Below are 23,822 nucleotides of genomic sequence, written 5' to 3' on the forward strand. Positions count from 1 at the left end.
CACCCCTTTTTTTCATTGAAAAAATCACTTTTTCCACAATATTAACCCCCTGATGATCGCATCGAACTTTCAAATTCTTTTTCAAAACAAGACTTGCGGATAATCGAAAAACTTTACCAAATACTGGCATACCATCTGCTGTATATGTAACACTGGAATTTTGTAATTACAGAAAGAGTGAGAGAAATAATGCAAAAAACCGAATCCATCCAATTATTAAGTTTGATATGTCTTCTTTAACTATCATTATTCAATCAAATGAAAAATCCATATCGCTGATATAGTGATAATACTCCTCCGCAAAAAACATAAGTATATGAGCAGAATAATTACAGGATTATCCGGGCACCACCGACTGCAGTGTAGGTCTACCCGGCATATTACACAGACTGCAACAGCATCTATTCAAAAAAAAGCTGCATTTACCTTAACCGAAGTATTGGTCGCTCTGTTTCTGGCAGTTCTCGCGGTTACTTCCACATACAAACTATTAAACTATTCCAGAAATGTTTTACGGTCCTCATCCGGTCAGCTGGATGCATTGAATCGAGCCCGATCCTGCCTGGAATATCTACGCACGCTGGATTTCGATCATGCCTATCTCAACGTCGGAGAACAACTTCTGAACAGGAACGGAGAAACGTTCGAATATGAGGTTGAACTTTACAACGGAAATTCAGATATCAAGCAAATTACCGTTAAAGCCGAGTGGACAAGCGTTGCTTCCGGCAAAACCCGCGAAACTGAACTTGTAACCCTTCTCTCTCGTTCGCTGCATTCGGGTTCGGATTAAGGACTTTACTGTGAAAACTAATCTTAAATGCAAACAGGGCCTTACCTTAATTGAAATCATGGTTTCGCTGGCGCTTGGCATGATGGCGATGGCCGGTTTTCTGATGATATATATAAACTTTTTGAATCATTCAGAATCTGCAGTCATATGGAGAGATGCCGACAATAACGCCAGCATGGCTATCGAGCGTATAATCCGCGGAGACGACACTTTAAAAGGGTTACGGGAATTTGACCGGAATCAAATTTTCAACAGTTCTTCGGGAGGCAACTGGACTATCCAGGATAATGGTTCCAATGACGGTTTTACTTACTCGGCCGAGGATCAGACCATTTACGACCAGGATGGCAATATCGTCATCGAAAATGTGGCAGCCTCCACGCTCGTTCGTACCAACAACTGTATTAATTTGTCCATAAGCATTGTTTCCCGGCAGGGACAGATCATCTCGACTCAAGAATATCACACAACGGTTCAACCTAGAAACAAGTGAGAATTCCAATGAAAACAAAATCAACCCCAAATAAGTATCATCACCGGAACGGCTCCATCCTGATCACCATCCTCGTGATCCTGTTTGTACTTTCATCCATTCTGGGAGGAGTGCTGACTCTGAGCACCCAGTATTTCTCCCTGGCCGTAAACAGAGTTGATTTCGAACAGGCTCTCTATCTAGCCGAAGCAGGGATTGAGCGAGCCTGTAACTATATTGAACGAAATGGAATCAGAAATTATAGAGGAAACGGCACGATCGGCGATGGGACATTCACGTACAATATCAGTAAAGACGGTTTTTATGAAGGTACCATAGAAGCGGAAGGTGAAGTAAACGGCAAAAAACGGAAAATTAGACTTACCGGAGTCCGTAACGCAACTTTTGCCTCATATTCTTTCTGGGTCGACGATAACGGAAGAGTTAATTTTGCAACTGGAGACTATTTTGACGGAAGAGTTCATACCGGAACTGCACCCTATTTTTCAGGGAGTCCGATATTTGACGGAAGATTCACCAGCACGGCATCTTCATACGCTCGCGATTCCGGACCTACAAATTCCGTACAATTCAATGCCGGCTATGAATACGGCGTAGACCAGCCGGATATGTCGGAAATCAGTTTTGATGATATGCATAGCTTTGCCCAAACCAATATTACCTCTGACACGCTGTTGCTGACCGGCGAAACAGAAATCACGTTTGCCGACACCGAAATCGTGATCACCAACCCCGGAAACGGGTGGAAGAATTACTACTATACCATCAGTGATGAACAACTTGTTTACATTCAGAGTGGTTACATCACTGTAACAACCGTAACCACCAATGAAGAAGAGTCAGCCACTTCAAACTACGTTAAAGTCGGACACCCGAATGGCGATTATTACCGCCTAAATAACGGGACTTATGTTAAAGCAGAAAAAGACAAAGGTGAATATAATCATAGAGGTAATTACAAAGGCTATCCAAATGGCAAATATGTTTACCTAACGAACGGGTCCCTCGTTAAAGCAAAAAATGGCCAAGGCGAGTTTGACGTTGAAATGGAAACAACAACAACCATATCTACAAATGTAGCCACCGTATATTCGGAAGGAACGTTGCAACTGAACGGCGGCACGCTGGACGGGCGGATTACGATTATTACAGAAGACGATATCTACATTAACAACCACATTGATTATGCACTGGATCCGCTTGACACAAATGCATGTGATGCAGCTATCGCGGAAGCCGCTGCCAATGGTGAGGATCACGATTATGATGACGTTGTCAACGATGCTCTGGGCCTTGTTAGCGGAAGCGATGTCGTCGTCACCACTTCTGCACCGGATGATCTACGTATAGACGCTTCGATTATGGCTACCGGTGATGGTAGCGGCGTAAAATATGGTCATTCTTATAACGACTCTTATGACGGCTGTTTCGTTGTGGATGATTTTGACTACTACGCACATCGCGGAAATATATACCTGCTTGGAGGAATTATTCAGAAAGACCGTGGTCCGGTAGGACTCGTTTCAGGAAACGGTTATTCCAAAAACTATACCTTCGACCAACGCTTTTCAGCATATCCGCCGCCCTATTTTCCGCCACTGGGAGATGAACTCACTTATCAATCCTGGGAAGAAGTAGTAACGAACTAAAATGGATACATCGGACAAAATTATATTGGGAGTTTGTTCGGGCTGTCTCCTTATCGGTCTGTTACAACATAGAGCAACAACCCGCCGGGAAACAGTCCCTCCCCAAACCGAAATGGATGAACAGTCGGCATCAACCGGAAAGCAACAGCCTACCGGGAGAAAAGCAAACGACGGAAAGACTTATCATATCGTAAACGACATGCCAGAGCCCGGTGCGGTTATTGCTCAGAAAAGCCGGAACAGACAGAAACTGGAAACTGCACTGGAAAGACGGGAAAAATGGGGGAAAGAGAAATGGGACCCACGCGATAGTCCTGACTATTTTCAAATTCGGGAGGGATATAAAAACATGATTCTTAACGATCCATCCAGTACACTTACAGAAGCTGAAAGATGGGAAATCATCGAGTCGCGAGCTATTCCCTGGTAATAAAACAGGAATTTTGCATTTTTTCCATTTGTGCCAACCTCGAATTTTCTGTCAGATCGACAAAAAACATCATCCCATAACTCATCAGTGATGTATGGATAATGTAAACGCCTCTTCCTTCATCTCGTAGGCAACCCTGCCAAAGCCTGATAATTTGTCAGGCATGGATACGAATGAAAACACGACGCCGGGGCGGGCTTCCTATACCGAGGAGGAACGCCGGGAACTGATTGAGGAGTTTAAATCGTCGGATTTGACGCAGGCGGCGCTCTGCCGGGAATGGAGCATCAACCCGAAAACGCTGGCCCGTTGGCTGCGGATTGAACGACAGGAAGCGGAGGTTTCGTTCTGCGAGGTGGACATTCAGTCAGAATCTCCTCCGGTGGATGATCTGAGGATCTGCCTGCCGAACGGGATTGAGGTGCAGCTTCGAATTTCCTGTCTCAGCAACTGGGCACAGTTCTACAGAAGGCGGCCGAATGTTGAACCGGGCTCTGCACGGGAAGGTAAACTGCCTGCTCAAGAAACTGTTCGGACGCAGCAGCGAAAAGTTCAATCCCGATCAGATGGAACTGTTGTTCGAGGAGCTTCGCGAGATGCAGGATGCACTTGATGAAGCGGAAGAAAAACTCGAAGAGCCTGAAAGCAAGCCCTCACGTCGCGGCAAACGCAAGCCGCTCAAAGAACGCATTCCTGAAGACCTCCCGACGGAACGCGTCGTTATCGTTCCGGATGAAGTAAAAGCTGCTCCTGAGAGCTATAAAAAGATCGGAGAGGAAACCGTTGAGGAGCTCGACGTCACGCCGACCCAATACTTCCGCCGCATCATCGTTCGTGAAAAATATGTTAAAATGGACGACCGTAGCGTAGCACCGCTAATTGCTCCGGCTCCGAAGCGGTTGATCCCGAACAGCTATGCATCGGCCGGGCTGATCCAAAGCATCATTCTGAACAAATACTGTGACCACCTTCCGCTCTACCGGCAGGAAATGACTTTAAAATATCGTCACGACATTGAAATCAGCCGCAAAACGATGGGCAACTGGATGTATCTGATCGCCGACTGGCTGACGCTGATTTATGAAGCGCTCCGCAATGAAATCAGACAAAGCGGATATATGCAGATTGATGAAACCATGCCTATCCGGTTGACACAGGTTAATGCTTGGGCATAAATTGACGCATGCCAAATTACCCACGAACTTTGCTTGAATTTCAAAATCTTTTCCCGGAGGAGGCTGCCTGTTTGCGCTATTTAGAACATATCAGATGGCCAGAAGGATTCGAATGCCCATCCTGCAACCAGAAGGGAGTCCCATGGCACCACAAGACCCGACCTCGTGTTTTAGAATGTCGAAAGTGCAATCATCAGGTTAGTCTCACTGCTGGAACGATTATGCACAGAACACAGCAACCTCTCCAGATTTGGTTTTGGGCTGCATATCTAACGACAACACAAACCACTGGGCTGAGTGCCTTGCAGTTTCAACGGCAACTTGGCATCAAACGATATGAAACTGCATTCCTGATCCTGCATAAACTACGGGCTGCCATGGTGCGACCCGATCGAGATCAAATTGGTGTCGAGTGGCCAGTTGAGGTGGACGAAACGTACGTCGGAGGTAAGACGCAGGGAGAGGGGAAAGGTCGACATCACAAATCGCTTGTTCTTGGGATGGTGGAGGTTATACCTCGAAACAAAATGACCGAACCTGATCCAAACCTTCCATCAGGGCAACGTCCACAACATCAGGGAGGCCATGGACGCGGTTTTATTGCGGGAAGATTACGTCTTGAGCTTATACCCAACCGAAAACAGGAAACATTGGAGGCGATAGTTTCAGCCAACGTACATAAAAAAGCCAAAGTGAGAACCGATGGTTGGGTTGGCTATAATAGCCTGCATAAACTGAAATATGACCATAAGGCGGTAGCTATCTGTGGTGACCAAGTGAAGACAGATCAGCATCTCCCCATGATTCATATTGTGTTTGGAAATCTTGATGCGTGGCTTTTGGGAACGCACCATGGCGTAAGTTCAGCACACTTGCAGGGTTATCTCAATGAATACGTGTTCCGGTTCAACCGCAGATACTGGCCCATGGTGGGTTTTGAGAGTGTGCTAAAAATTGCCGTCCAAGCGAAACCGGAGACTGAACAAAAATTTTATGAAAATGCGCGCATACGGGCGTCTTCATCGAACATGTCTTAACCGGATAGGCACGGATGAAACCTTCATAAAATATCAGGATCGGAAAAAGGACCACTGTCCTAACGGATACCTGTGGGCTTATCACAGTCCCGGGGCCGGAGTGCTGTTTGAATGGTTTCCGAGCCGGACCGCCGATTGCCTTGATCCGATGCTTGAGGGTTATGAAGGATGCATCCAGACCGACGGCTATGGAGCCTATACGTCCTGGCTGAACAATCCGAATCATCAAAAAGAAAAAGACGCAGTCATTCACGCCGCCTGCTGGGCGCACACCCGCGGCAACTTCGTGGAGGTTCCGGAAAACTCAACCGCCCGAAAGGTTGTAAAGCTGATCGCCAAACTCTACCGCACCGAAACAGATCTTCGGAATAATCCGGAGCTTGAGCGCGCGGATTACCGGGAGGAACATGCTTCCCCCGTTCTGGATAAAATCAAAAAAGATCCTTGATAAAGAGCAGATCCGCCAGTTGCCGAAGAGCAACTTTGGAAAGACTATCGCTTATGCGCTTGATCGTTGGGAGGCGCTTAATCTCTATCTCAAACACGGAACGCTCGAGATCGACAACAACCTGGTTGAAAACGCCATCCGTCCAACCGCACTGGGTAAAAAGAACTTCCTGTTTTTCGGCAGCCCGAACTCTGGTCAGACGAGCGCCGTCATCTACAGCCTCGTCGAAACCTTCCGGAAGCTCGACATCAATCCATCTGAGTACTTCAAAGAGCTACTCGATGCCCTGCCGACCATGCAGCAATCAGAAGCGGTCCACTGGACCCCAGTGCGCTGGTCGGCTACCTGAAATCAAACGATATAGTCGTTGTCAATGGGGTGATCGAAAAGGCGCATACGGTTCAAATGCCCTCCTTCATGCGTTCAAGTTCGTAGAGTCATTCTATACTGAGTAGCGTTTGTAGCCTCACTTATTCTGGTGATGTGACGGAGCTGAACCGCGGCCTGCATCAGGGCCAAACGGCCGTCTCCCGAAGCACGGAAAATCCGTGTTATTTAAGCTCTACGTTCAATCTATAGAATCCTTCATTACCGGTATTGTGGACGGTGTCGGTGTAGTTCGACTGAGGATACGGGATACCGTTGGTCAGCGGGGTCAATCCATTGGTCAGACCATCAATCCAGCTTACGCCGTAGACGCGGCCGGATACCGAGTTCCATTCTATGACAAAACCGGCCTGTGTTTCATACTGATTATCGATCCGGAAATACGACAGCGCATTCGTCGGAATCGTGTCGGCAATGAATTCTTCAATATTCAGGAAACCATCACCGTCACTATCAACCTGATCACCGGGATATCCGCCCGGGAAGTACTGCATTTTCCAGGCACTTGAAACCACCAGATTTCCGCGGAATCCGGTATCCGGCTGGCTGAATCCCCCTATTCCTCCTCCATTATACGGCCTCACCCAGTAATAGTAGAGTTGGTCCACCGCACCGCCGATATCGTTATATATATTCGTTACTGTATTACCGATGTAGGCTGCGCTCAGCTCATTACTCGTTGTGCCTCGATAGAGGTAATAATAAGTTGCTTCCGGAATTAGATCCCATGTGATGACGGTGTGATCTTCATAGTCACCATCCGTGGCACTGACATCGACCGGAATCTCCAGCGGATGCTGAATCACAGTGAAGGTCTGTGAGGCCACCGTGATGGTGCCTGTTCTGGAAAGCGAACCGGCATATGCTCCGATCGAATAAGCCACCGTTCCGTTATTCGTTCCCGGACTGCCGGACAGAACCGTTATCCAGTTCAGGCTTTCCGTTGCGGTCCAGAATTCACCTGCCGATGCGGTAACCTCAACCGTTCCATTTCCTCCGGACGCAGTAAACGTTGCTGACGATGTATTCAATGATCCGCTTCCGGGGCGCCATCCGCTGTCACCCACACTGAATGTGCTCGTATTGGTGAAGCCGCCGGCACTGACCCAGTAGTAATACAACTGCCCCGGCACAGCTGTATAGTCAGAATAACTGCTCGTTCCCGCTGTCCCGACCTGAATGGCCAAGGAGCTATCGTTTAGCAGACTTCGCCAGACCTCGTAGGAGGATATACCCGAGATACCATTCCAGGTCAGAGATACCCGATCCAGATATGTACCGTCGGTGGCCATGAGGTTTGCCGGTATTTCCGCCGCCGTACTGCCCTGCATGACCAGATCAAACGGCTCGGGATTAGCCGTCGGATTCACTACCGTGAGGTAGTACGTGTAATCCGGCCGCCAGGGCCAGCCGTCAGTATTCCGCAGATACTTGTTCAGCGTATACGAGCCGGAGGTGCGGTACCAGTGATCCGATGAGGTTTGCGACGGAAGCGTTCCCTGCTCAAGATAGACGTTCAATGCTGAGCTGTTGGTCTGACTGTGAATCCATCGAACCGCATCGGCCGGAACATCAATCTGATAGGTTATGCTGGTGCCGGCGGGAACGCTGGTTGAGACGGTTCCACCTTCAAAGTCCACTTTTTCATATTCCGGAATGGTCCCGCCGCTCACGGTCGAACTTACTGAGAAAGACGCATCGGATTTGGCAAAGAAACTGACATAGTAGACATGCCCCGGACGCAGCGGCGGCATATTCAGGGTATGCGTTCCTGTATCCGGATAATTCGGACGGGGTGTTCCCGAGTTTTTATAGTCCAGGTTCCAGTCCCGAATATATGAGGTTGAATCCGAGAAAAGTTCCCAATGTCCCGCCGGCACAGTATCACGGATAAACATATCCACATTACCGGAGGCCTGCGAATAGGTGATTTCCCAGTTTACCGGCGCATTGGTTGGAACCTCCACCCGATAGTGGCGCCAGTCGTTATCCGCCAGCAGCTGTCCCGTATAACTTTCCCCATCCAGAGTCAGCTCCTGCACATTTCCTCCTGCATAGCTGTTTCCGCCGGAGACCTTCAACCGGTATCGGGCATTGCTCGTTCCTTCGGCTTTGACCATCAGATACCAGATCCCGGGCTCAAGGGAATCCGCATATCGACCGTCATACGGCACCCAGTTTCCATATTCCGTATTGGCCGTACTGTTCAGATAGCGATCATAAAGCGTTCCATGATTAATCGTGTCATGATCCAGCGTCGGAACATTTCCGGCGCGGATATAGAGATTCGGATTTCCGCTGATCGCTTCCAGCTGTGTCCGCAACAGGCCGGCATTGTTCTCCGGAACGGTCACCGCATAAATATGGTAGAACCCGTTATTCAGATCCACACCCTGATCCACCGGAAGCGGCAGACCGGCTTCGTTTACTCCGCTGTCTCCAAACAGAGGCACAGACAGCCCCGGTGTGGAAATCGTTTCTCCAACCGACGGCATAATCCACGAACGTTCCGGAATGACCACCGAACTTGTGAGCGTGAAATCGGTTGCCCCAACGCCTTTGACTTCTACATACCATGTGCCCGGCGAAAGAAACGGCGGAACCACCATCAATGCATCCGACCGGAAATAGGTCTGATAACTCTGCTGATTTCCGGCCGGCAACAGATCCTTGCGCGCTCGAACCTGAGCATCGCCCCGAGTGACCGATGTAGTCAGATACCAGCCCGCCACCGGATTGCCGTCCACAACGTCCGGCACATCCACACGGTAGAAAATACGCTCATCATCCACCAGCGTGGCAGAAGCTACATTGGAATTCCCATTTGTATTCAATACGGCATCAATATTCAGGTCTGGCGGAACCAGATCCTCAATCACAAGCTGATATTCCCCGTTCACCAGAGAACCTTCATTATTTCGATCCCCGATCACCAGCGACCACAGCCCCTCCGTCGGATTCGGAATGGTTATAATATCAGGATCCGTATAGCTGGAACTATTCCCGCTGTACAGACCGTAGCTGAGTCCATTCGGAAACGCAGAATCCGTTCTCAGATTCAGCTCCGGCATCCCCGACACGTTTTCCAGCCGCACCTGTACGCCCAAGGTTCCTGACTGAACCGTGAAGCGGTAGAGATCTGCTTCTCCGGCTTCATAATTGTTCGAACGAATGAGGCTTCCGGCCACAGGAAGAAGACCCAGGTTATCCACCACGGCCTCGCCCAGACTGCGCAGCACTGCACCTGACGTACCGGTGCCGATATTACTGCCCGACGGGTTCTGTCCTTCGCTCACCACCATCAGGTAATAGGTGCCGCCCGGAATCGTCGTTTCACCACTGGCCGGAAGCAGCGTGTAATATTCATCCCCGCTTTTACGGAAGGTCGGAAGATATGAAACACTTTGGTCCGGCGAATAGGTCGGGTTCTGGTATTGCGCAATATTAGGCACATAGTCTTTGCGGATAAACAGCGAACTCTCACCGACCGTATTTTCCAAATGGACGCGCCAACTGCCGGTATTCGTGGGCACCTCAACCCTGAAATACCGGACATCACGCGGGGCCAGGTCGGTGATCACCGCACTGCCGCCATTGAATGCAACCGGTTGCGGTTCATACGTCATACCATTCCCCACGGCACTGCTCACAAAGCTGTAGGTTGACGTAGTCGAGGTGGAGCTGTTGTAGAAGCCGATGTAATAACTGCCCGGTTCCAGCGGACGGCCCATGGCCATCGACAGCAGATATTCCGGATAGTTCTGACTTCCGTCGGAACTCCGATAGAACCCCGACCAGTCAGCCGTCGAGGTCGACCACTGGTAACCACTTGTCCATGAACCGGCTGACCGCCAGTGCGTCCAGGAGGTTGAATTGATCGCATCCGGCAGCTCATCCCGCTTGATGACCATAGTCGGCTGCTGCCCGCTCCAGGAATTAACCCGTAGCTCCCACCCCAGTATATCCTGTCCATTGGTCTGTTCCGGAATATCCATGTGATAGTAGCGCCATTCGTTCGGCGGAATCACCACGCCGGCATCTCCCCCGCCGTCGATCTGAATTTCCGAAGCTCCGACGGTGACCACTCGCAAGGTGTATGATCCGGCAGACACTGAATTTCCGCTCCGCGAATCATTGATCATCAACGAATAAGTTCCTGACGGCGGGTTCGCAATCGTAATCAGTTCCGTATCCGTATGATTATAGGTATACCCGGAATACTGGCCATAGCTCGCCCCGTTCGGCATATTGCCGTCGGTACGCAGATTCATTTCCGGACTGCCTACGCGGTCTTCAAGACGGACTTCCAGTGCAAGCACACCCGCCGGAACCGTAAATTCCATCAGGTTGACCTCGCCGGCGGCATACGATTGCGTATCGCTCAACTCCCCTGCCACCGGAACCGTCCCGAGATCCTGAATCACGGCTTCGCCCAGACTGCGCAGTACCGCACCTGACGTACCGGTGCCGATATTGTTGCCCGACGGATTCTGTCCTTCGCTCACCACCATCAGGTAATAAGTGCCGCCCGGAATCGTCGTTTCACCACTGGCCGGAAGCAGCGTGTAATATTCATCCCCGCTTTTACGGAAGGTCGGAAGATATGAAACACTTTGGTCCGGCGAATAGGTCGGGTTCTGGTATTGCGCAATATTAGGCACATAGTCTTTGCGGATAAACAGCGAACTCTCACCGACCGTATTTTCCAAATGGACGCGCCAACTGCCGGTATTCGTGGGCACCTCAACCCTGAAATACCGGACATCACGCGGGGCCAGGTCGGTGATCACCGCACTGCCGCCATTGAATGCAACCGGTTGCGGATCATAGCTCATGCCTGTGCCGATGGCACTGCTCACAAAGCTGTAGGTTGACGTAGCCGAGGTGGAACTGTTGTAGAAGCCGATGTAATAACTGCCCGGTTCCAGCGGACGGCCCATGGCCATCGACAGCAGATATTCCGGATAGTTCTGACTTCCGTCGGAACTCCGATAGAACCCCGACCAGTCAGCCGTCGAGGTCGACCACTGGTAACCGCTCGTCCATGAACCGGCTGACCGCCAGTGCGTCCAGGAGGTTGAATTGATCGCATCCGGCAGCTCATCCCGCTTGATGACCATAGTCGGCTGCTGCCCGCTCCAGGAATTAACCCGCAGCTCCCACCCCAGTATATCCTGTCCATTGGTCTGTTCCGGAATATCCATGTGATAGTAGCGCCATTCGTTCGGCGGAATCACCACGCCGGCATCTCCCCCGCCGTCGATCTGAATTTCCGAAGCTCCGACGGTGACCACTCGCAAGGTGTATGATCCGGCAGACACTGAATTTCCGCTCCGCGAATCATTGATCATCAACGAATAAGTTCCTGACGGCGGGTTCGCAATCGTAATCAGTTCCGTATCCGTATGATTATAGGTATACCCGGAATACTGGCCATAGCTCGCCCCGTTCGGCATATTGCCGTCGGTACGCAGATTCATTTCCGGACTGCCTACGCGGTCTTCAAGACGGACTTCCAGTGCAAGCACACCCGCCGGAACCGTAAATTCCATCAGGTTGACCTCGCCGGCGGCATACGATTGCGTATCGCTTAACTCCCCTGCCACCGGAACCGTCCCGAGATCCTGAATCACGACTTCGCCGAGGCTGTGCAGCACTGCACCTGACGTACCGGTTCCGATATTACTGCCCGACGGGTTCTGTCCTTCGCTCACCACCATCAGGTAATAGGTACCGCCCGGAATGGTTGTTTCACCACTGGCCGGAAGCAGCGTGTAATATTCATCCCCGCTTTTACGGAAGGTCGGAAGAGATGAAAGACTCTGATCCGGCGAATAGGTCGGGTTCTGGTATTGCGCAATATTAGGCACATAGTCTTTGCGGATAAACAGCGAACTCTCACCGACCGTATTTTCCAAATGGACGCGCCAACTGCCGGTATTCGTGGGCACCTCAACCCTGAAATACCGGACATCACGCGGGGCCAGGTCGGTGATCACCGCACTGCCGCCATTGAATGCAACCGGCTGCGGTTCATACGTCATACCATTCCCCACGGCACTGCTCACAAAGCTGTAGGTTGACGTAGTCGAGGTGGAGCTGTTGTAGAAGCCGATGTAATAACTGCCCGGTTCCAGCGGATGGCCCATTGCCATCGACAACAGATATTCCGGATAGTTCTGACTTCCGTCGGAACTCCGATAGAACCCCGACCAGTCAGCCGTCGAGGTCGACCACCGGTAACCGCTCGGCCACGTTGCGGTGGAACGCCAATAGGCATAGGTACCCGTGGTATCCGGAAACTCATCGCGCCGGATCACCATGGTCGGACGCTGCCCGCTCCAGGAATTGACACGAAGCTCCCAGCCGAGAATGTCCTGACCGTTCAGCTCCGCCGGAATATCCACATGATAAAACTGCCAGGTCAAAGGGGCAACCTGAAGCGATCCAGCACTGAACCCGTCTACTGTAACGGCTGCCGGCTGGATATTTCCACTGTTCAGTGTAAAAGCTCCCAGCGCGGCGTCCGGCGAATAAATACCGACATACCAGATATCGGCCTCATGATCCGGATCCTGTAAATAGCCGAGCGAACTGGTCTGGTCGTTATGCGCAACCTGGAAAACAGAGGTGCTTCCGTTTTTACGGTAGTTCCAGCGACCGGGTACAAAATTACGGCGTATCGCGATTTCCGTTCCGGGAACAAAATTGCTGAGATCCAGCAACCAGCCCAGCTGGCCCAATTGCTGGCCAATATCGGATACCGCGAAATAACGCCACCCCGCACGCAACGGATCGTTATTGAGAGTGGAACTGAAAAAGTCAATTTGTGTAATTACGGGTTCGCGGTTCCGTAGATTAAAACTGAAATCAGTATCTCCATAGACTGTGACATAATAAGAGCCATCGCTGAGCGATGCCGGAACCAAAGTGATACTGTCACCCTCTGAAGTACTGTCAATTTCCGAAAAAGCATCATTGTTGAATGCGTTTGGAACTTTATCCAGCCGTACCGCCAGCTCCGGATTTGTACCGGCCGACGGCTCGGCAGTCACCTCCCAGGCGATCTGTTCCGGCGGAACGGGAACGCGGTAGGTCCTGTAAAGAAATCCGGAAGCACTCTGACCAACCAGCGTATTGTTGTAGGTCGTATCAATAATCTCCTGCTGTCGTGAATCCAGCCGGAACTGTTCTCCGGGCACCCCGGAGATACCTACATAATAATAGGACGCGCTGCCCGGCACCACATAATCAGGAACCAGAAGGCCCTGTCCGGTTCGGGTGCGGTCATAATAGCTGTTACTTGATGGATGCGGAGCCAGTCCGTTCCTCACATAAAAAGGAATATTCAGCGTGCCTGTACCGGATGCATCCTGCAACCACAGCCGCCAGGCATATGCGGCGGCCGGAATGGTTGTTTTAAAATAACGAATACCTTCGGGCGGAATTTCAGACACACCGCTGCCGCTACCGGAACCGGCCGCCAGCGCACCGAGATCTTCGGCATAGACATCCCCGGATAACAGATTCCAGGTTGATCCGGCATCCGCCAGCACCGCAATATACCATTCCTGGCCGGAGCCGGATGTTTCAGAAAGATACCGCGTGAAACCATCATCCCCGACATAGACGGAATGGTCTGTATAGGAATAATTATAGCTGTTTGTATAAGGAAGTGCATTCTGGCGGATCAGCAGATCCGCTTCGCCGGAAAGCACATCCAACGCGGTTCGCCATGCGGCGAGATCCGGAAGCTCCGTAGTGATTTTAAAATAATACACTCCGCCATCGGTATTCAGGTTATTGAACACCTCCGTTCCTGCATCAGCCAGACCGGGATCCCAGGTCAATTCAGTCAGGTGAATATCACCAGCAAACAGACTCCAGGAAGCCCCTTCTTCGGCCTCGACCAGAATAAACTTTTCCTGCCCGGCAGTCAGAGGCTGGATAATCGTATCACTACCGGCCAGTTCCGACTCATATTCCCGGTTGTCGGGCGAAACATTTGCAGCTGCATCAGTGTAGAGATCGGCATTTCCGGCGGAAACGTTCAGGACAGTCCGCCAGAATCCCTGGTTAGCCGGTGTATTTGCAGTCGTGATCCGAAACAGGTAACTGTCTTCACGGGTATCTGTATGGGTATAAACCTCCGTGCCGCTCTGCGTAGATCCCGGATCCCACGTCAGTTCTTTCACATGCATGTCGCCGGCAAAAATGCTCCAGACTGAACCAGCCTCAGAGCGAACCAGCAGATACCAGGTCTGAGCCCCCCCGGTAAAGAACGAATAATCCGCTCACTGCCGACAGTGTCCGATTTTTCGACATAATTATTGGTCGTCACAGAAGGCGACGTGCTGATGAAAAGATCCGCCTCACCAGATTCCACATTCAGCACACTTCTCCAAAAACCTGTAGTGCCCGCCGAACTGGCGGTGGTCACCTCAAAAAGATAGAGTCCGGCATAAGGATTCGAATTCACATAAACGGCTGTGCCAGTCTGCGACACACCGGAGTCCCATGCCAACGGGATCTGACCTGCAGCCAGCAGCGGAAGTACGGCAGCAAAAAATAAGATACTCCTCTTCATTACAACTCTCCTTTTTTAAAGCCGCAACGGGATCTGCAGATGCTGGCGCAGTTTGATTACTGAAAAGCCGGAACGTTCTACAATGAATTGACGTTATCCGACGTGCAGTTTCATGCCCCGTATCGATCAACTTTGGCATCTCCTCCGCAGCTGTGCCGGAAACCTACCCCCACACAATTGCCTATACAATGATTATTTTTCTAATGTTTTATAAATTCGCTTCTTTGGGAAAAAGATTTTTGCTTAATGCAAACCGACATACAGGTGATGAAATGTTCAGAAAGAGAAAGGGAGAACAGTTCACCCCCAAAAAAAACACTCATATACAAAATAAGAATTGAATGTTTTCAACCCCGGCCCTGAAGCGATCTTTACCCGATCCACCCCAGGTTCCCTTTTCTCTCTGCAGCTGCCAGCCGCAAATACCATCAGAAGAAAATGCGTTTTCAGATATTGGAAACTGTTTGAGGGCAGATTATTTCAGTATATACAAGCTCTTAAATTTCACATCGCTCCATCATTCCTTAATTACTACGCTTGACTCATTCAGTCAATCTGCACAGAATGGGTCGGCAAAAGGATGCAAAATCTATGAGCCAAAACCAATATATCCAAGACTTCATGAATACCTTCAAATATGAAGGCCTTACCTTTGATGATGTTTCGCTGATCACCCAGTATGCGGACTTTCTGCCTGGCGATACCGACATCTCCTCTAAACTGACCCGCAATGTGAGCGTAAAGATTCCATTTCTTTCTGCCGCCATGGATACCGTGACCGAAAGTCGCATGGCCAACTCCATGGCCATGCTGGGCGGCATCGGGGTAATCCACAAAAATCTCGAACCTGAAGTTCAGGCTCAGCAGGTCAGCCGGGTCAAACATCATCTCAACGGACTGATTGCCGATCCCATCACGTTCTCTACCAACGATACCCTCGAAACCATCGCTGAGCGGCGCTCGGAAAAAGGGTACAGCTTCAACGGATTCCCGATCATTGATAATGACGGCAAGCTCGCCGGCATCCTGACCTCCAAGGATATCCGTTTTGCGCGTTCGAAGCGCGCAGCTGTCACGGAAATCATGACGAAAAATGTCATTACAGCACCCCCGGACACCAATCTGAAGCAGGCCTATGAAATTATGCAGGAACATAAAATCGGCAAGCTTCCGTTGGTAAATAAAGGAAAACTGATTGCTCTGTATTCCTATGCCGACGTTCGACGCCTGATTGAAAATGAAGAACCGCTGTTCAACCGCGACGAAAAATACCGCCTGCGCGTTGCCGCCGGCATAGGCCCCGGCGATTATGAGCGCGCCGAAATTCTCAACGAACGCGAAGTGGACGTACTGGTGGTGGACACTGCACACGGCCACACCAAAGGCGTGATCGATATGGTTTCATGGGTGAAAAATAAATTTCCTCATATCGACGTAATCGGCGGCAACATCGCTACCGGCGAAGCTGCGCTGGCTCTGCGCGATGCCGGCGCGGATGCCGTCAAAGTCGGCATCGGTCCGGGATCCATCTGCACCACCCGCGTTGTTGCCGGAGTCGGCGTTCCGCAGATTTCCGCTATTTATGCCGCAGCAAGTGCACTCAAAGGAGAAATCCCCGTTGTCGCCGATGGAGGCATCCGCAATTCGGGGGATATTGCCAAAGCTCTCGTTGCCGGAGCCGACACGGTCATGATGGGGTCCGTACTGGCCGGCACCGAGGAATCGCCCGGTGAAAAAATCATTTACGAAGGCCGGCAGTTTGTTATTTACCGCGGAATGGGATCGCTCGATGCCATGAAATCCCGTGAAGGTTCCCGCCAGCGCTACGGATTGAGTGATGACGACGATATCGTTCCTCAGGGCATCGAAGGTATGGTACCCTTCGCCGGCACCGTCAGTAAAGTAATGAAACAATACTGCGGCGGCCTTCAGGCCAGTCTCGGCTACTGCGGAGCCAGAAATATTGAAGCGCTCAAGGCCACCGGTAAATTTGTCCGAGTTTCCAGTGCAGGTGCTGTTGAAGCCCATGCGCATGACATCAAAATCACCAAGGAAGCGCCGAACTACAGAAGGTAGATGATACGCGAATCGTGAGGCATGATTTCCATGCTTCACGGCTCAATCATCACGGCTCACGCATGAAAACAGCACTGATTCAAATGAATCCGACGGTCGGCGCGCTGGAAAGCAATGCCGACCTTATCATTTCCAATGCCTGGAAAGCCTTTAACGATGGCGCCGGACTTATTGTCTTCCCCGAGCTCGCCCTGTCCGGATACCCCCCCGAAGACCTGATTCTTAAAGATCATTTCTGCGGAGACTGCGAAGCCCTCCTGACCTGCCTCAACAGGGAACTTCCGCCCGACCCCGTCATTGTTGTTGGGGCTCCCGTTTCCAGAGAGCGGAAAAAATACAATGCCGCCATAGCTTTCCAGGGTTCGGAAATCATCGGGGAATACCGGAAAATGCTGCTTCCGAACTATGGCGTGTTCGATGAGAAACGATTGTTCGAAGCCGGAACCCAACCGCTGATTCTTGAAATTCAGGGAAAACAAGCCGCCATACACATCTGTGAAGATTCCTGGGATCCGGCCGGAGAAGCCGTCCAATCCCTGGAAAACAAGAATATTGACCTGCTCATCAATCTTTCCGCCTCACCCTATCACCGCGGCAAACTCCTTAATGACCGCATCAATGTACTCTCAAAAACCGCTCAGAAACTCGAAACCACACTGCTCTACTGCAATATTGTCGGTGGACAGGATGAGCTGGTTTTTGACGGTGCCAGTATGGTTTTTTCATCCGACGGCACACGTCTCGCCCGTGCCAGACAGTTTGAAGAAGACATCCTCTATTTTGAAGATTTGCCGGCACGGAAGGAACAGCCTCTTTCCGACCTTGAAGAGGTTTATGCCGCGCTCAAACTCGGGCTGAAAGACTACGTCAATAAAATCGGTTTCAAACGCGTCGTCGTTGCCCTTTCCGGCGGCATCGACTCCGCACTGGTGCTGGCCATTGCCGTCGATGCCCTTGGAAAAGAACGTGTGGCCGCGGTCACCATGCCTTCTCAATACTCCTCTGCCGGCACACTCGGCGATGCGCATCAAATGGCCGAAATTCTTGGCATCGAATTTTATGAAATTCCGATTAAAGGACTCTACAAACAGTTCGAAGGCGAACTCTCCAAAGTCTGGGGCAAAGACAAAAAGCCCGGTCTTGCCGAAGAAAATCTGCAGGCCCGCATCCGCGGCAACCTCATCATGGCCCTTTCCAACGAATACGGCTGGCTTGTACTGACCACCGGGAACAAAAGCGAAATGGCTATGGGCTACTGCACCATTTATGGCGACATGGCCGGCGGATTTGCCGTCATTAAAGACGTTCCCAAAACCCTTGTTTTCGATCTCTGCCGATGGCGCAACGAACAGCCGGACGGCATCATCATCCCCCCCGGCATCATTGAGCGTCCTCCTTCAGCAGAACTCCGCCCTGATCAAAAAGACTCCGATTCTCTGCCTCCCTACGAAACCCTCGACCCGATTCTCGAAGACTACGTGGAAAATGACATGGGCATTTCATCACTAATCGATAAAGGTTATGACGAAGCCATCGTCCGGCGTGTAGTCCATGCCGTCGAACTCAGTGAATACAAGCGCCGTCAATCACCGCCCGGCGTAAAAATAACCCCGAAATCATTCGATCGAGACCGGCGCATTCCGATCGTCAATCGTTACCGCAACTGATCAGTAGTACAGGGACCTGTAGCACAGGAATAATTATCACACTTTTGAATGTGTGAAATTCACATAACCCTTTAATTATTCAACATTATTACATTTCACACATTTAAATGTATGAAATAAAACCCGGTTGATCACAATGCCCAGCGCCGTCTTCGACGGCCATGTTCAATAGAGGATTCATCGTCTGCGGCCGTAATCATGGTCTGCGTCGTCAATGGAGTCATTTCAATGGCATTTCCCCGATCAATCGCAGGGCAGATATTCCGGCAGGCCCCACAGCCCCGGCACTTCAAAGGATTGATTTCAGGCAAAGGGATGCCGTCTTTTCCTTCGTGCATTTCGATGGCATTGTAACCGCAGAATTCATCGCATGCCATGCATTCCTGCCGATCTTCCCAGGCCAGACAGGCACCTCGGCGAATACGGGCGGTTGCAATTTTCCGTTGCTGTTTTTCATCCTCGTTCAGAAACCGGATGGCTCCGGTGGGACAGACCGTCGTACACACATTACAGTATTGTTCGCAATATGACCCATCCATTCGGTCAAAATCCATTTCGGGCAGACAGAATTCAGCAAGTCCACCCTCCTTGCGCACTGTCAGCACACCGGTCGGACAGACGTTCACGCAGGCATAACAACGCATGCAGGTTGCCGCGAAATCGTCTAAGTTTTTCGCGCCGGGCGGCAATACCGGAGGATGCTCCGCTCGCGCATTCTGCTTAAAAACCATAGCGGCCGGAACGCCCAGTACCAGACCGGTTAAGATTTCACGTCGGCTGGATTTTATCGATTTATCGGTCTGAGGCGTTTTCACCTTCAGTTTTTCCACCATATATCCCATCGGACAGAGCTGCACACACCAGATATGCGGCTGAACAAAACTGAGCAGAAGAAAAAACGGTATAATCCCCCCCGGAATCCAGGCCATCACATGTGCCGTGCCCTGACCCAGCACCCCGAAGCGGGTAAACGTGGAAAGCGGATCAAGAAACAGAATCAGCGGCAGGCCGGCAATGGATGCAGAAACCGTAAACCAGAACAGATATCCATTCAGCTTCCAGGGCAGAATTCTCTTTTTCGCACTGAATTGCGATGGCACCGAATAAAGGGTTCCCAACGGACAGATCCAGCGGCAGAAAAAACGACCTTTCCACAGACAAAGTAACAGGATGCCCAGTGCAGGAAGACTCCATACCAGCGATACATACCATACCTGATGAGCGAGTGTAGACGACAGGGCCGCCAGCGGACTTAACGCAGGAATCCAGCGAACGGCATGATCCGGCAACGGTCCGCCGATCAGAAAAAAGATACTTAATGCGAGTATCACCAGACGTACCGACCAGCGGATTATCTGTTTATGTTTTTTATAGAAACCATCTGCACTCATCGTTAACCGACTTCAATTTGATGTATATTCATCCCGCTTTTATCAATGACCCCAATGCCCATCTCAGCAGCATATCTAAGGTATTTGATTTCCATGGGATCGAGTTCAAAAATATCCATCGCGCAGGCATCTGCTGCCACCTGATCTCTGGACACAATCAGCAGATTCGGTTTTTTCAAATGTTTTGCCGGTCCCTGAGGGCCATGATCCATCATAACCCGCGTTGCATCAATCAGGGTCCATACCGGTTTAATAAATGAGGAAAAATCAGCTATACATTGATGCAGATCGGTGCGATGCCAATGCCGTCGGTCCCGGACAATGCCCATCCAGTTTTTCATCGCGGCAGAAACGGTAGTGCCATTATGATGTTTCGCCACCGGGATATTCACAATGGCATCCGCATCCAGATATTCACCGGCCACTTCAGCTTCACTGAGTTTACGGCCTTCGGGAATATCGACTTTCCGGTAGCTCTTCTGCACCTTTTTGAGATCGATCATTTTACACTTGTGTTTTTTCGCAACCTTTTCAATACCGCTCCGGTCGAAAGCAATCTTAGCCGCGTTACACGGGTTCTCCGGAATCTGAATCTTTTCCACACCGCTCTTCTTTGCCTTTTCCAGGAAAACATCAACCAGATCCGGGTGTGTATTGGCGCCCACCTCCGGTTCACGTCCCCATGCGGCATTCACCTTCAGTGTCAGATTTTTCACTCCGGAACCAAAACCGCCGTTCTCCATCACAATCGCCATGGCCTTTTCCATCAATTTGCGATTATCCAGCCCATGCAGGATCCAGACATCTGTTTTTTCCGAGGCGATCCCGCGGGCTCCCGAAGCGGCCGCAACCGCAGCACCGGCAGCGGTGGTTTTGACAAAAGTACGGCGTGATGCAGATTCAGTTTTCATAGCAGACTCCTTCGTTAGGGCTATAAGACGAAAGAAGTCGCCGGTGAACCACTCTAAAACAGCTGCTCACATAACTTTAGATGGAATCCGACTAAGCCGGAACTAGAGATCCAGAAAATTCCGGAGCAGTTTTTTCCCCTCAACCGTCAGGATGGATTCCGGATGGAACTGAACTCCATGCACCGGATGTTCTTTATGCTGAACGCCCATGATTTCCCCCTCTTCCGTCCAGGCCGTGATTTCCAGGCAATCCGGCAGGGTTTCGCGTTCGATGATCAGAGAATGATAGCGCGTAGCATTGAACGGACTCGGCAGTCCCTTGAAAACGCTTTTGTTTTCGTGAAGCATCGGGGAGGTCTTTCCGTGCATCAGGCGATCGGCACGAATCACCTTACCCCCATACACATCACCGATCGACTGGTGCCCCAGACACACTCCGAAGGTCGGAAGGCGCGGACCGAACTCGCGGATAATGTCGCACGAAATACCCGCTTCTTTCGGCGTACAGGGCCCCGGGCTGACCAACACCTTTTCCGGTTTCAGTGCCACAGCTTCCGCCACCGTAATTTGATCATTGCGGAAAATACACATCTCCGCCCCCAGCTCGCCGAGGTACTGCACCAGGTTGTAGGTAAAGGAATCGTAATTATCGATAACTAAAATCATTATTTCTCTCGCTAAGGCGCAAAGACGCCAAGTTAAAGGCCGTTTACTATCCGTTTAATTCCATTTTTAATGAGGTTGTCCCCAAAATTGATCAGTAACCCCAACCTTTTCCCAGAAAGCTTCAGGTACGTCAGCAACTGTTTCTTATGCACATCCTTAATGGTTTCAACTGACTTGAGCTCTATGATGACTTTTTCATTAACCATCAAATCAGCTCTAAAACCTTCATTTATAATTCGATCGTGATACACGATCTCTATCGGAGCCTGACGAACGACTGATAATCCTCTTTCTTCCAGCTCATCGGCCAAAATGATTTCATAAACACTCTCTAACAATCCCGGGCCGGTTTCTTTATGAATATGAAAAGATGCATCAACGACAATCTGAGCTATTTCATTTTCATTCATACTTAGCGCCTTTGCGTCTTAGCGAGAGAATCTCATTCCGTCCGGGCGGCGTGGTAGTGTTTAGCAAGTGCCAGTGCTTTCATCATACCGCGCGCTTTGTTGCGCGTCTCTTCGTATTCACTGACCGGAACCGAATCCGCAACAATTCCCGCACCGGCCTGAACATAGGCTTTATCCTTATCCAGAATTACGGTCCGGATCGTAATCGCCGCATCAAAATTGCCGTTATAGTCAAAATAGCCGACACATCCGGCATACGGACCTCGTTTGCTCTTTTCCAGCTCGGCAATAATTTCCATTGCCCGGATTTTCGGAGCACCACTCACGGTACCCGCCGGAAAACTGGAGCGTACCAAATCATAAATATCATGGTCATCAGCCAGCCGGCCGGTCACATCCGACACAATATGCATTACATGACTATACCGTTCGATCACCATCAGATCCGGGACTTTAACAGAATTGAATTCACAGACACGCCCAACATCATTACGCCCCAGATCAACCAACATAATATGCTCTGCAATTTCCTTTGGATCAGCCAGCAAATCCTGTTCAAACGCCAGGTCCTCTTCCGGCGTTGCACCACGCGGGCGGGTTCCGGCAATGGGACGGACTTCTACTTTCTTATCCTCGCAACGCACCAGGATTTCCGGCGAGGTACCGACGATGGCACTTTCACCCATATCCAGACAATACATGTAAGGCGAAGGATTTACCGCCCGCAACGCACGATAAACATCCAGTGAATCGGCTTCATTCTCCACTTCAAAACGCTGGGAGATTACCGTCTGAATCACATCACCGGAACGGATGTATTCCTTGGTATTCTCAACCATTTCCAGAAATTCATCCTTCGAAGTATTCGACTTTGGTTCCAGCGGCTCCACGTCCTTATGCGTATCAATCAGAACCCGGTTCACCTCGGTCTTCAGCGCTTCAGACAGCTCATCAATCTGGGCCAATGCTTTATCATAGGCGTCGTTCGGATCCCCCTCGATATGCGCATCGGCAACAATCCGTAGATTATGATTCACCCGATCAAAAATAATCAGCCCGTCTGTCACCATGAACACCATATCCGGATTGCCGATTTCATCATTTCCGATAACAGGAACCCGTGGCTCAAACTGGGAAACCACATCATATCCCAGAAACCCGACCGCACCGCCGATAAAACGCGGAAGTGTCGGATCATCCACCACCGGTGCAAACTGCTGCATATGCTCCCGCAGCGCATCCAGCGGATCGATATCCTCGATCACTTCCAGCTCTTTACCCTGCGTTTGGATTTCCACTTTCCGGCCATAAGCCCGCAGAATGGTTCGCGGATTTCCGCCGATAAACGAATAACGACCGATATTTTCGCCACCCTCGACTGATTCGAGCAAATAGGTGTGGGACGCCTGATCCTTCTCACGCAGATACTTCCGCACCCTTTCATAGGCGGAAACCGGCGTCTCCTGATCGGCCAGAACTTCCTTCCAGACCGGCACCAGATTCCCCTGCTTTGCTTTTTCCAGAAACGTCGCTCTATCGGGTATAATCGCCATGAAATCTCTCACTGTTAAAGGCGGTTAAGTGTAGTCATTACACCGGTCATCGCAATTAAAAATATCTGAAGTTAAATCCTTCCGCAAAAGAAAGGATCATTTTCCATTCATAAAACCGATACGAAACAGAACCATTAAAAAGCATCTTC

General features: G+C 50.5%; 17 protein-coding genes. 10 read left to right on the top strand and 7 right to left on the bottom strand.

The window, feature by feature from the left end:
• The first annotated feature begins 316 nt into the window (after positions 1 to 316).
• From EGM51_06910 to EGM51_06945, 8 genes are all read left to right on the top strand, one after another.
• Positions 317 to 793: a hypothetical protein gene (locus tag EGM51_06910; GenBank protein ID QBG47139.1), complete on the top strand. Its 477-nt coding sequence runs from the start codon at positions 317 to 319 to the stop codon at positions 791 to 793.
• The gene (locus tag EGM51_06915) at positions 777 to 1,286 is read left to right on the top strand and encodes a hypothetical protein (protein QBG47140.1); all 510 of its coding nucleotides are present in this window, start codon (positions 777 to 779) and stop codon (positions 1,284 to 1,286) included. Before EGM51_06910 ends, EGM51_06915 begins: the two co-directional genes overlap by 17 nt.
• Before the next feature lie 8 nt (positions 1,287 to 1,294).
• The gene (locus EGM51_06920) at positions 1,295 to 2,935 is read left to right on the top strand and encodes a hypothetical protein (protein ID QBG47141.1); all 1,641 of its coding nucleotides are present in this window, start codon (positions 1,295 to 1,297) and stop codon (positions 2,933 to 2,935) included.
• A 1-nt stretch (position 2,936) separates the two neighbouring features.
• Positions 2,937 to 3,365 carry a hypothetical protein gene (locus EGM51_06925; protein ID QBG47142.1) on the top strand — a complete coding sequence of 143 codons (429 nt, stop codon included), beginning with the start codon at positions 2,937 to 2,939 and terminating at the stop codon, positions 3,363 to 3,365.
• Positions 3,366 to 3,844: 479 nt separating this feature from the next.
• The gene (locus tag EGM51_06930) at positions 3,845 to 4,540 is read left to right on the top strand and encodes a hypothetical protein (protein ID QBG47143.1); all 696 of its coding nucleotides are present in this window, start codon (positions 3,845 to 3,847) and stop codon (positions 4,538 to 4,540) included.
• A gap of 8 nt (positions 4,541 to 4,548) precedes the next feature.
• Positions 4,549 to 5,577 (top strand): IS1595 family transposase, encoded by a 1,029-nt coding sequence (locus EGM51_06935; GenBank protein QBG47144.1) that lies wholly within the window; start codon positions 4,549 to 4,551, stop codon positions 5,575 to 5,577.
• The gene (locus EGM51_06940; GenBank protein QBG47145.1) at positions 5,534 to 6,025 is read left to right on the top strand and encodes a hypothetical protein; all 492 of its coding nucleotides are present in this window, start codon (positions 5,534 to 5,536) and stop codon (positions 6,023 to 6,025) included. The genes EGM51_06935 and EGM51_06940 overlap by 44 nt, the downstream gene beginning before the upstream one ends.
• Positions 5,985 to 6,374, top strand: coding sequence for a transposase (locus EGM51_06945; GenBank protein ID QBG47146.1), 390 nt, complete (start codon positions 5,985 to 5,987; stop codon positions 6,372 to 6,374). Before EGM51_06940 ends, EGM51_06945 begins: the two co-directional genes overlap by 41 nt.
• Before the next feature lie 202 nt (positions 6,375 to 6,576).
• On the opposite strand, the gene EGM51_06950 is transcribed toward EGM51_06945, so the two are convergent.
• Both EGM51_06950 and EGM51_06955 read right to left on the bottom strand, forming a co-directional pair.
• The gene (locus EGM51_06950; protein ID QBG47147.1) at positions 6,577 to 14,607 is read right to left on the bottom strand and encodes a hypothetical protein; all 8,031 of its coding nucleotides are present in this window, start codon (positions 14,605 to 14,607) and stop codon (positions 6,577 to 6,579) included.
• Positions 14,604 to 14,999, bottom strand: a complete 396-nt coding sequence (locus EGM51_06955) for a hypothetical protein (GenBank protein QBG47148.1) — start codon at positions 14,997 to 14,999, stop codon at positions 14,604 to 14,606. Before EGM51_06955 ends, EGM51_06950 begins: the two co-directional genes overlap by 4 nt.
• Positions 15,000 to 15,590: 591 nt before the next feature.
• Between EGM51_06955 and guaB the strand changes: the two genes are divergently transcribed.
• Positions 15,591 to 17,075 (top strand): IMP dehydrogenase, encoded by a 1,485-nt coding sequence (gene guaB, locus EGM51_06960; GenBank protein ID QBG47149.1) that lies wholly within the window; start codon positions 15,591 to 15,593, stop codon positions 17,073 to 17,075.
• A gap of 62 nt (positions 17,076 to 17,137) precedes the next feature.
• On the top strand, positions 17,138 to 18,742 hold the full coding sequence (locus EGM51_06965) for an NAD+ synthase (protein ID QBG47150.1): 1,605 nt from the start codon (positions 17,138 to 17,140) through the stop codon (positions 18,740 to 18,742).
• A gap of 131 nt (positions 18,743 to 18,873) precedes the next feature.
• Here EGM51_06965 and EGM51_06970 read toward each other — a convergent pair whose 3' ends face one another.
• The 5 genes from EGM51_06970 to trpE form a co-directional block, all read right to left on the bottom strand.
• Positions 18,874 to 20,133: a 4Fe-4S dicluster domain-containing protein gene (locus EGM51_06970; GenBank protein ID QBG47151.1), complete on the bottom strand. Its 1,260-nt coding sequence runs from the start codon at positions 20,131 to 20,133 to the stop codon at positions 18,874 to 18,876.
• Between the two features lie 2 nt (positions 20,134 to 20,135).
• Positions 20,136 to 21,044, bottom strand: coding sequence for a DUF362 domain-containing protein (locus EGM51_06975; protein ID QBG47152.1), 909 nt, complete (start codon positions 21,042 to 21,044; stop codon positions 20,136 to 20,138).
• 102 nt (positions 21,045 to 21,146) lie between these two features.
• Positions 21,147 to 21,710 carry an aminodeoxychorismate/anthranilate synthase component II gene (locus tag EGM51_06980; protein ID QBG47153.1) on the bottom strand — a complete coding sequence of 188 codons (564 nt, stop codon included), beginning with the start codon at positions 21,708 to 21,710 and terminating at the stop codon, positions 21,147 to 21,149.
• A 32-nt stretch (positions 21,711 to 21,742) separates the two neighbouring features.
• Positions 21,743 to 22,120, bottom strand: a complete 378-nt coding sequence (locus EGM51_06985; GenBank protein ID QBG47154.1) for a GxxExxY protein — start codon at positions 22,118 to 22,120, stop codon at positions 21,743 to 21,745.
• A gap of 32 nt (positions 22,121 to 22,152) precedes the next feature.
• Entirely contained in the window at positions 22,153 to 23,673 is a 1,521-nt protein-coding gene (trpE, locus tag EGM51_06990; GenBank protein QBG47155.1) for an anthranilate synthase component I, read from the bottom strand.
• Between the last annotated feature and the right edge of the window lie 149 nt (positions 23,674 to 23,822).

Source organism: Verrucomicrobia bacterium S94, assembly GCA_004299845.1.
In the GTDB taxonomy this organism is placed as follows: Bacteria; Verrucomicrobiota; Kiritimatiellia; order Kiritimatiellales; family Pontiellaceae; genus Pontiella.

What these genes read in the sequence shown, in the direction of transcription:
- EGM51_06985 (QBG47154.1), bottom strand. Translation starts at nt 22,120, where the DNA reads ATGAATGAAAATGAAATAGCTCAGATTGTCGTTGATGCATCTTTTCAT.
- EGM51_06965 (QBG47150.1), top strand. Translation starts at nt 17,138, where the DNA reads ATGAAAACAGCACTGATTCAAATGAATCCGACGGTCGGCGCGCTGGAA.
- EGM51_06935 (QBG47144.1), top strand. Translation starts at nt 4,549, where the DNA reads ATGCCAAATTACCCACGAACTTTGCTTGAATTTCAAAATCTTTTCCCG.
- EGM51_06925 (QBG47142.1), top strand. Translation starts at nt 2,937, where the DNA reads ATGGATACATCGGACAAAATTATATTGGGAGTTTGTTCGGGCTGTCTC.
- EGM51_06955 (QBG47148.1), bottom strand. Translation starts at nt 14,999, where the DNA reads ATGAAGAGGAGTATCTTATTTTTTGCTGCCGTACTTCCGCTGCTGGCT.
- trpE (QBG47155.1), bottom strand. Translation starts at nt 23,673, where the DNA reads ATGGCGATTATACCCGATAGAGCGACGTTTCTGGAAAAAGCAAAGCAG.
- EGM51_06930 (QBG47143.1), top strand. Translation starts at nt 3,845, where the DNA reads ATGTTGAACCGGGCTCTGCACGGGAAGGTAAACTGCCTGCTCAAGAAA.
- EGM51_06945 (QBG47146.1), top strand. Translation starts at nt 5,985, where the DNA reads ATGCTTCCCCCGTTCTGGATAAAATCAAAAAAGATCCTTGATAAAGAG.
- EGM51_06975 (QBG47152.1), bottom strand. Translation starts at nt 21,044, where the DNA reads ATGAAAACTGAATCTGCATCACGCCGTACTTTTGTCAAAACCACCGCT.
- EGM51_06980 (QBG47153.1), bottom strand. Translation starts at nt 21,710, where the DNA reads ATGATTTTAGTTATCGATAATTACGATTCCTTTACCTACAACCTGGTG.
- EGM51_06940 (QBG47145.1), top strand. Translation starts at nt 5,534, where the DNA reads ATGAAAATGCGCGCATACGGGCGTCTTCATCGAACATGTCTTAACCGG.
- EGM51_06970 (QBG47151.1), bottom strand. Translation starts at nt 20,133, where the DNA reads ATGAGTGCAGATGGTTTCTATAAAAAACATAAACAGATAATCCGCTGG.
- guaB (QBG47149.1), top strand. Translation starts at nt 15,591, where the DNA reads ATGAGCCAAAACCAATATATCCAAGACTTCATGAATACCTTCAAATAT.
- EGM51_06910 (QBG47139.1), top strand. Translation starts at nt 317, where the DNA reads ATGAGCAGAATAATTACAGGATTATCCGGGCACCACCGACTGCAGTGT.
- EGM51_06920 (QBG47141.1), top strand. Translation starts at nt 1,295, where the DNA reads ATGAAAACAAAATCAACCCCAAATAAGTATCATCACCGGAACGGCTCC.